The sequence below is a fragment of the Ensifer sp. SSB1 genome (assembly GCF_016652895.1).
Lineage (GTDB): Bacteria > Pseudomonadota > Alphaproteobacteria > Rhizobiales > Rhizobiaceae > Ensifer.
In genome coordinates, this window is sequence record NZ_JAEPRP010000226.1 from 1,542 (window position 1) to 9,962 (window position 8,421).

Consider the following 8,421-nt stretch of genomic DNA (forward strand, 5'->3'; position numbering starts at 1 on the left):
TGCAGCAGTTCGATGCGATCGAAGATGCCGCCGCGCACGTAGCCCGATCCCTTGAACGAATAGGCACCGTCGCCGGCGACCAGAATGGCGGACTGGCTCGGTTTCAGTCGCTTGGCGAGCCGCGCATAGCCTTCCTCGCCAAGCAGGCTTTTGCCGATGGATGGCACGCTGACCGGTGCGAGATAGAGATCGATGAAGCGGTCCTTGGGCTCGGCTGTTTCCGGCCTTTCGGCTGCGTCCTCGTGTCCGGCCCTGCGGAATGCCTCCGACACTTCGCCGACGTCGAGCCGAAGACTGCGGATCGAACCGTCACCGAGAAGGGTTTGCCAGTCGTGGACATCCTGTTTCGCAGCATCGAGCTTTCGGACTGGAGCAGTGCTGGCGATTGCAGTTGTTGCCTTGTCCCCGAGCCGGCCGCTCCGCACCAGCTTCACGGCAGAGCGCACAACGCTGTCGCCCATGACAAGAACGGTAACGGTCGCGCCGCTGACGATGTCGACTTGAGGCGGGCGCTCGGCGCCCGAGGCGACGCGGGAAAGATCGCGACCAATAATCGAGTTCAGCGCCGCGACAACGCGGGCTTCCGGTATGCCGATCAGCACGATCGGCTCCTTGTGGTCGACGAGCTTCAGTCCCCGCACCACACCGGTCTTGTCGATCCCGACGACGATATGGATGGGCTTGCCGGAGTAACCGGTCGAGTTGGTGAAGTCGGAGTTGAGATAGGCGTAGCCGGCAATATCAGCGCCCTTGTAGACGGGCACGATAGCCGGTTCGCCCAGGGGCTCACCGAAACGGTCGGCGCCGGCAAAAAGCTCTGTCGGCTGAACCTTGGCGAGATATCCCGATAGGTCGCTGGCGGCGAACACCTGGCCGGCTGCGCCAATGACCGCAACGAAAAATAGGAGAAAAACGGCCAGACCGTGTTTTTGGATGGTGACGTTCTTCAGCATTTGCATTCCATCTGGCGTAGCGGCCGTTTTCACTTCGATCCTGCGCCGCGATCCTCGGCCCAGGAATTCGAGCGGAAGTTAGCGGCGCACACGGCGCGCTCATTGAGCCAGATCAACAAACGGTATTTTTGTTTCCGTAGGATGCGGGCGTTGTTTTCGGAGAGACTTAATGCCCAAGCTGACTGAAGAGCCGCCGGTTCTCAACACCATGGAAGGTCTGATGCAAACGGCCGCGCGCATGGAACGGGAGGCGATCGAAGGATACGAAGCGCTGCGCGACAGGATGAGCGCTGAGGGGCGACCCGAGTTGGTCGCAGTCTTCGAACGGCTGATCGCCGAGGAAAAGTCGCACCTGTCTCAGGTCGCGGATTGGTCGAGGGCAACTGGCCTGGATGCTGCTGGATTTGTGACGGGCGCTCCATCTGTGCCTGATCTCTTCGACGCGGAAGGTGCCGATTTGATCCCGGCCGAAGCGCTAAGCGCCTATCGGGCCTTTTCGATCGCCGTCAGAAACGAAGAGCGGGCATTCGAATTCTGGAGCTATGTTGCCGGAAGGGCGCCAGCGCCGGAGATAAGGCAGGCTGCCGAAAGAATGGCCGGTGAGGAGCTGGGTCACATCGCGACGCTGCGGCGCGAACGGCGGTCGGCGTTTCATCACGCGCGCCAGGATGCCTCATCGGAAGCCGGCGTGACGCTTGAAGATCTCGAGCACCGGCTCCACGTGCAGTTGTCGGGCCTGCGGGATATCGCCGACGCACGGGAACTCACGCGCTTTGCAGATGAAGCAAAAGAACGCCTCGGGCAATGTCGCGACCTGCACGTGGTTTTCAAGCCCAATGTTGACGGGTTTTCTCAGGCAGCGTTCGAACGCCCAGCCGTCCTTTGTGGCATCATCCTTGACTGTTATCTCGATCTCATGGCGCGTGAGAAGGACGAACGTGGGCTTGTCTTCGCGCAGGAGGCCGCCTCCCAGTTGGTGCAATGCCTGCTGTTCCTACGCGGTTTGCCACCGAAGGTATGATCTGTCGTCGGGACGGCACGGGAATGAATTACCTCGGAAGAAAGCACCCGTGGGCTCTCGCGTAAAGTCGACTGCATTCGTCGCTCTCGGCGCACTTGCGTCCGAAACACCCCTATCGCGTCTCGCGTTTCGCGAAACTGGCTGCCTCGTCTAGGCCTGGTGGCCTCCAAAGGCCATCGTGACAAGCGTGGCAAGCACCATGATGACGCCATAGGGAATCTTGCGGCTGACACGAATCTCCTCGATGCGCATGGCCACGGCATAATGCGCGAATGCCAGAGGCATCGGCACTTTCAGGGCCAGCATGGTCAAGATGCCTCCGATCAGCAGGAAGATGGCGAAGGGGAGCATGCCGTGCCAGCCGACGAAGAGCCCAATCGGCAGGAACAGTTTGGCGTCGCCGGCGCCGAACAGCCGAAAAGCCCAAAGTACGACCCCGAGCGTGAAGAGGAGTAAGCCAGCTCCGACATCGCCTCCAATGCCGCTGAGCGAGAAGAGCGTGGCGCCGACATCCTCTACAGCAAGTAGCTTCACGGCAGCGCCAAGCGCATAGACTGCGATGAGGGCGAGAACGGCGCCGTTCGGTATGCGCCAGCGCTGAAAGTCACTCCAGGCCGCATAGAGAAAAACCAGTCCGGCAGTCCACGGGATTATGTTGAATACTTCAATCATGTTTCCTCGACTTGATAGAGCGTAGGTCTCATCCGGAGTTAGCGAGCTGTACTGCGTACGACGTAATCACTTGTGGGCGGGAAAACTCAACAAATATTACGGGATGTCACGATCATATAAAATTCAACTAAAATCCCCTTAAAATTCGGAGGCTTATGATTTTAACCATATGCTTGAGATGTTTCGTTCTACGTCGTATTAGAAGTTGACGATATAATAATTAAGGGATTATTAATCAACTTAGTCAGAGAGGCGGTCTCGATGACATGCGGGGGCCGGGGAAATAAAACGGTCGCGCATTCAAAGAATATTTGGAGGTAATTCTCGATGAAAGCTGTTTTGTCTGAAGTACGCGCTTTCGCGCGGGAAGAAGAAGGCGTAGCGCTGACTGAATACCTAATTCTGCTTGGCCTGCTCATTGGCGGCGCGATCACGGCAGTTACTGCGGCAGGAACGAACCTTAGTGCTGCCTGGGAACAGTGGGGATCATGGTGGACGACTGAATTGACCCCTAAGTAATCTTGTTGCCCGAGAGGAGGGGGGTTTATTAACTCCTCTCTTCTAAATTAGAATTTCAGCACGAGTGAATTTTCGGATTTGTGAGTATCGGCAATGCGTTTTTCAACGGTCATTAGTCTCGCAATCGCCTTTGTTCTTGCCATTGCCGCGGTCTTCGCCACACGCACCTATCTCGCTGGGGAGCGGGCACGTCTTGCCGCGAACGGTGGCGTCAAGCAATCGGAAAAAACTCTTGTCGTTGCCGCCAAGGCCATGCGTTTCGGCGACCGGGTGCGAGCCGAGAACCTGAAGGCCATTCCGTGGCCATCAGATGAAAGACCGGACGGCTCCTTCGATGCAATCCAGGCGGTGCTCGGGGACAAGGATGAGCCGCGATATGCCATGGAAGCGATCGATCCGGGCGAGCCGGTGCTGACTTCAAAGATTACCGGCGCCGGTGAGCGCGCCACCCTGTCGGCGGCCCTCGACCAAGGGATGAAGGCGGTTTCCATTCGCGTCAACGACGTGCTCGGCGTTGCGGGCTTCGTTCGCCCCTCGGACCGGGTTGACGTACTCCTGACCCGTGTCATCCGTGACCCCAAGAACGGCAACGAACAGACCTCGGTGGATGTGCTGTTGCAGGGTGTAAAAGTACTTGCCGTCGACCAGACAGCCGACGAACGCAAGGACGAGCCGTCGGTGGTGAAAACCGTCACGTTCGAAGTGACGACCGACGAGGCGCAACGCCTGACGCTGGGCACCAATATCGGCACTCTCTCGCTCGCACTCCGCAATATCGCTTCTGCTTCAGTCGAGCAGACCAGGCCCGTCACGGTGGCGGATCTGGGCGGTGGGCCTATGGCTGCCGAATTCACGCAGAATACCGACGACGGCCGACTGGACCTGATCGAAGGCATGGTTCGCAAGGTTGGCGAGGACCTCAATGGCAGGATCAACTCCGTCGAAAGCAAAATGAATGCCCCTAAGGGCGAAAAACAGGTGCAAATCGTGGAGCGCAGTGTCGAGCCGGTCTTGCCGGTAGAACCGAAGTGGGCAACCGTCGGTGTCTGGAGCGCAACCAAACGGGACGAATACCGGGTTGGGCAGATCCAGGAACTTGGAAATTAACCTGCCCTGGATGAGGGGCAGGGCCAGCTTCGAGGAGAGGGGGCTTTGGCGGGAATGAGGGTAAGCATAAGACACGCGGCAAGACGCAGGATCCTGGCAGCGACGGTCGCGATTATTTCGGGCAGCGCCTTTTTGGGGCCTGTCCTAGTCGGTTCGGCGGAGGCGCAGGAAAAATTCGTCACTCTCGGCGGATCGGTTCAACATGTCGTACTACCGCCGAACGATACGCTGACGATCACCACCGGAAAAGCGTTCGGGGATCTCGTTATTGGTAGTGCCGACCTCATCGATGTCGTACCTCTTTCCGATAAGTCTCTCTTCATTCGCGGCAAAAAGACCGGGGCCACAAACATCTCCGTCTATGGCGACGACAAGAAACTGCTGGGCGTCATCGACATCCGTGTCGCCAGCGACTTTACCGAGGTGGCGTCAGCCATTCGAGCGGCTTCGCCCGGATCACAGGTTCGAGTGATCAATTCGAATGATCGCATACGCCTGACCGGTGTGGTGAGGGATGCGATGGAGCTACAACGCGTCTTGGAGATTGCGCAGTCCTATTCGGACCAGCCCGTTCTCAACCAGTTGCGTGTCAATGATTCCCAGCAAGTCATGCTCGAGGTTCGGGTGATCGAGGCCTCGCGCCAAACCGGACGCGACCTGGGTATCGGCTGGTCTGGGCACGGCCGAAACGGTATCGGCAAGGCGACCACCAGTCAGGGGATTGACGTCAAGGACGGTTCACTCGTCCGCACCCTTACGGATGCCGCCGGCGCGGCAACCGGCATGCAACCGTTCGGACAGTTGATCGCCAAAGTCCTTGAGATTTCCGGCGGCCAGATCGATGTCGTCATCAATGCGTTGGAGCAAAAGGGACTGGTGCGGCGACTTGCCCAACCGAACCTGATTGCGATGAGTGGCGAAACCGCAAGCTTTCACGCCGGTGGTGAAGTGCCGATCCAGACGACCGTGGCAAACGGTGCGACATTGGCGACGCAAACCGATTACCGTCCTTTCGGTGTACGGCTGACCTTTACGCCGGTTGTGCTCGACGGGGGGCTCATCAGCCTGAAAGTCGAGCCGGAAGTCTCCGAGATCGATACATCGATCAACGTCAACGGAAATCCCGGCTTCATCTCACGCGCCGCGAAAACGACCGTGGCGCTACGCGATGGTCAAAGTTTCGCATTGGCGGGCCTGCTGCAGTCGGTCAACTCGAAAGATATCCAGCAATTGCCGGGCTTGGGGCAGTTGCCGGTGATCGGAGCCTTGTTCCGCTCGACGAGCTTCCTGAAACGGGAGTCCGACCTTGTGATCGTCGTAACCCCGCATATCGTCCGCCCGGCGGCGCCGGGTGAAGCGCTCTATAGTCCGCTTGACCAAACGCGTTCCTCCAACGATGCGGAGCTTTTTGCTCTCGGTGTTTTGGAAGTCGACAAGGACATGCTTCGCCGGTTCCGCAATGGCGAAGGCGTCACCGGTCCCTATGGCCACAGGCTTGATCTCGATACGGGAGGTGTCGTTGCTGTTGTTAAAAAGTAAGCGGGCGCCTCTGGTTCTGGTTTTGGCGGCGACCAGCCTCGTTTCGGGCTGCGCCGACTACATGAACCACCGCGATACCATCACCTTCGGGGCTGGCAATGCCATGGAGGCCAACAAGGCCATCCATATTCAGGATCCTTTCCCGAGGGTGGCGCAGAACACGCGAATCGCCATGGACGGCAAGACGATCGACAAGGTCATGCGGAATTATAACGGCGCCGGCCCGAGCCCAGGTGCAGCGATGCCAACGGCAGTGATCCTGCCGACGGCCACACCGCCCATGGCTACGAACGGTTATAGCGGCACGGCAAATTGACCGTGATGGCATAGCAGGCAGGCGGGGAAGGCCCCTGAAAGGAATGCAATAAGAACAAAGTGTCACGACGGTGAGCCGCCGCGATCGGAGAGGCGTGTCTATGCTACACAGGACGATCAAGAGGTTTTGGGAAGACCGGCGCGGCTACGTCATTGCGTTGACGCTCATTGCCATGCCGTTGTTGCTCGGCGTCTCTCTCATCGTCATCGACGTTGGCCGCAGCGCCAATCTCCATACGGATCTTCAGAGCGCGGTCGATGCCATGGCTCTGACGGGGGCCCGAGAACTTGACGGCCGTGACGATTCGATTACGCGGGCGCAGGCCGCAATCGAGAAGCTTGCCAATACTGCCGCCTTCGGTAACGGCGGCAGTGGCATGTCCCTCGGATCGTACATCACGGTTGCTTACAAGGCCGGGGACGATGCCGCCAGTACGGTGACAGTCAGGTTTCTCAAGGGCATCCCCGGCGACGGCACGTTCGCAGGCGACGACGACGATCCCATAACGGCGGCAATGATCACGACGAATCCGAACGACGCCGGATATGCCTGGGTCACAGCCAAGAACCAGGCGATGCAGACGATCTTCCCGCTGCCCGTCGGTGTCACTCGCTCTACAATCAACGTGTCGGCAGACGCTGTGGCGGCGTACCGGGTCAGCGCCTGCGACGTGACACCGATCTTCATATGCAATCCTTATGAGCCGGTCGGCAACAGCAGTGCGACTGTCAGCGAGCAGGCGGCCGAGCAGTTACACACGAAATTTGCGGCCGGTGATCTCTATGGCACCCAGATCGAGCTGCACAGTACGTCTTCTTCCAGTCCCGGGCCGGGCAATTTCGGTTTCCTGAGAACCCCTTTGGGCAATGGTGCATCCGTGCTGGCCGATGCCCTGGCGACGGGTAACCCCGGAACCTGCTACACCAAGGATAACCTCGATACGGAGACCGGCGCCAAGGCTGGGCCTGTTGAGGACGGCGTGAACACCCGCTTTGGTTTCTATTCCTCGTCGTTCAACAAGGTGAGCAACGACGCCCGCTATCGCCCGGCGCAAAACGTGCGCTCTGCGCAGAGCCAGACGGGCAACGCCAACAAGACTTGCGACACGTACAACCCGGTCACCTCCGGAGGCGCGATCGGAGACGTCACCAAGGCGGTGCCGCTCGGCTACGGCGCGACCATGACAGCGATGGGCGGCGGCAAGATCAGCACGGGCAACAACTGGAATTACAATACCTATTGGAACGTTGCGCAGGGTGGCTCGGCCCCGTCCGTCACCGCCGTTCTCAGCAACTATTCGAGCTATCCCAGTGGCGCCACAGGGCTGCCGAGCCGCCCGTCCGCATACGATGTTTATCGCTATGAGCTCAACACCCCGTCGCTGATCAGCCACGCTTCGGCGAGCGGCGAGAAGGGCACCCCTGGAACCGGCGGACAATGCTACTCGGGGCCGGCGCTTTCGAACTACACGGCCGATGAATACGGCGATCGACGCGAGATCTTTTCCGCGATCGTCAATTGCGGTTACGAGAATTCGGTCGGACATCTGAATGGCCACAAGGCGACGAAGGCGATCGCCTTCGCACGCATGTTTCTGACAAAGCCCGCGGTCAAGGAAAGCAATGAGCGCTATATCTCGCTGGAAATGATCGACATCAGCGGCAAGGGCGGGCGCGGCACCCTTGACGAGTTCCTTCGCGAAGAAGCGGAGTTGGTCAGATGATGATCGCGCTGCGAAACTCCGTCCTTAATCGTTTCCGCCACAGCGATGACGGAGCCGTGCTGACCGAAGCATTGGTTGCAATACCCTTCGTTACCCTCTTTGCTGCAGGTATTCTCGAGTTCGGCAACATCTTCTGGGAACGGATGCAGATCGACGCCGGTCTGCGGGACGCCGGCCGCTACCTCGCCCGATGCCGACCGGATTCGGGAACGTACGACGCAACTTGCGATACGACGACTGCCAAGCTGATTGCCTTCTATGGAACACAAACCCCGACCGCAAACGCGGCGCTGCGTGTACCCGGTTGGGGACCGGCCCTTACCAACATCACGATTACTCCGGTAGATGCGAACGGCACGATTACCGTCCAGACGGCACATGTCTACCGGAGCTCACCTATTTTTTCCTGGCTCGGCATTGACGCAATCACAATCCGCTCCTCTCACCAAGAGAGGTACATCGGATGGTAAGCCTTCGATCGCCCATTTCCTTCTGGCAAGACCAGCGCGGTGTGACGCTGACCGAAGGACTGATATCGCTGCCGCTCGTGCTTCTGGCGATTTCGGCGCTC

At 59.0% G+C, this 8,421-nt stretch carries 9 protein-coding genes; 7 read left to right on the top strand and 2 right to left on the bottom strand.

Translation table 11 applies throughout. From position 1 onward, the window contains the following. Window positions 1-953 (bottom strand): FMN-binding protein (locus tag I8N66_RS33525; protein ID WP_291163677.1); only part of this gene is annotated, 953 nt, incomplete at its 3' end. 307 nt (window positions 954-1,260) lie between these two features. On the opposite strand from I8N66_RS33525, the gene I8N66_RS33530 reads away from it, so the two are divergent. Further along, complete coding sequence (locus tag I8N66_RS33530) at window positions 1,261-1,974, top strand: ferritin family protein (protein WP_365888288.1); 714 nt, start codon at window positions 1,261-1,263, stop codon at window positions 1,972-1,974. A gap of 150 nt (window positions 1,975-2,124) precedes the next feature. Here the strand turns inward: I8N66_RS33530 and I8N66_RS33535 are convergent, their stop codons facing one another. Further along, complete coding sequence (locus I8N66_RS33535; RefSeq protein WP_291163679.1) at window positions 2,125-2,646, bottom strand: prepilin peptidase; 522 nt, start codon at window positions 2,644-2,646, stop codon at window positions 2,125-2,127. A gap of 327 nt (window positions 2,647-2,973) precedes the next feature. Here I8N66_RS33535 and I8N66_RS33540 point away from each other — a divergent pair, with 327 nt between their 5' ends. The 6 genes from I8N66_RS33540 (at window position 2,974) to I8N66_RS33565 (ending at window position 8,320) form a co-directional block, all read left to right on the top strand. Further along, window positions 2,974-3,165, top strand: a complete 192-nt coding sequence (locus I8N66_RS33540; protein ID WP_291163682.1) for a hypothetical protein — start codon at window positions 2,974-2,976, stop codon at window positions 3,163-3,165. Between the two features lie 93 nt (window positions 3,166-3,258). Further along, on the top strand, window positions 3,259-4,272 hold the full coding sequence (gene cpaB / locus I8N66_RS33545) for a Flp pilus assembly protein CpaB (RefSeq protein ID WP_291163685.1): 1,014 nt from the start codon (window positions 3,259-3,261) through the stop codon (window positions 4,270-4,272). Window positions 4,273-4,326: 54 nt separating this feature from the next. Beyond that, the gene (locus I8N66_RS33550) at window positions 4,327-5,811 is read left to right on the top strand and encodes a type II and III secretion system protein family protein (RefSeq protein ID WP_291163691.1); all 1,485 of its coding nucleotides are present in this window, start codon (window positions 4,327-4,329) and stop codon (window positions 5,809-5,811) included. After that, window positions 5,792-6,127, top strand: a complete 336-nt coding sequence (locus tag I8N66_RS33555) for a pilus assembly protein (protein WP_291163694.1) — start codon at window positions 5,792-5,794, stop codon at window positions 6,125-6,127. The genes I8N66_RS33550 and I8N66_RS33555 overlap by 20 nt, the downstream gene beginning before the upstream one ends. Before the next feature lie 100 nt (window positions 6,128-6,227). Continuing rightward, window positions 6,228-7,850 carry a pilus assembly protein gene (locus tag I8N66_RS33560; protein WP_291163697.1) on the top strand — a complete coding sequence of 541 codons (1,623 nt, stop codon included), beginning with the start codon at window positions 6,228-6,230 and terminating at the stop codon, window positions 7,848-7,850. Beyond that, entirely contained in the window at window positions 7,850-8,320 is a 471-nt protein-coding gene (locus I8N66_RS33565; RefSeq protein ID WP_291163700.1) for a pilus assembly protein, read from the top strand. Before I8N66_RS33560 ends, I8N66_RS33565 begins: the two co-directional genes overlap by 1 nt. Window positions 8,321-8,421: the final 101 nt, after the last annotated feature.

Coding starts and splice junctions, on each gene's coding strand:
- I8N66_RS33535 (WP_291163679.1), bottom strand. CDS start 2,646: ATGATTGAAGTATTCAACATAATCCCGTGGACTGCCGGACTGGTTTTT.
- I8N66_RS33540 (WP_291163682.1), top strand. CDS start 2,974: ATGAAAGCTGTTTTGTCTGAAGTACGCGCTTTCGCGCGGGAAGAAGAA.
- cpaB (WP_291163685.1), top strand. CDS start 3,259: ATGCGTTTTTCAACGGTCATTAGTCTCGCAATCGCCTTTGTTCTTGCC.
- I8N66_RS33550 (WP_291163691.1), top strand. CDS start 4,327: ATGAGGGTAAGCATAAGACACGCGGCAAGACGCAGGATCCTGGCAGCG.
- I8N66_RS33560 (WP_291163697.1), top strand. CDS start 6,228: ATGCTACACAGGACGATCAAGAGGTTTTGGGAAGACCGGCGCGGCTAC.
- I8N66_RS33565 (WP_291163700.1), top strand. CDS start 7,850: ATGATCGCGCTGCGAAACTCCGTCCTTAATCGTTTCCGCCACAGCGAT.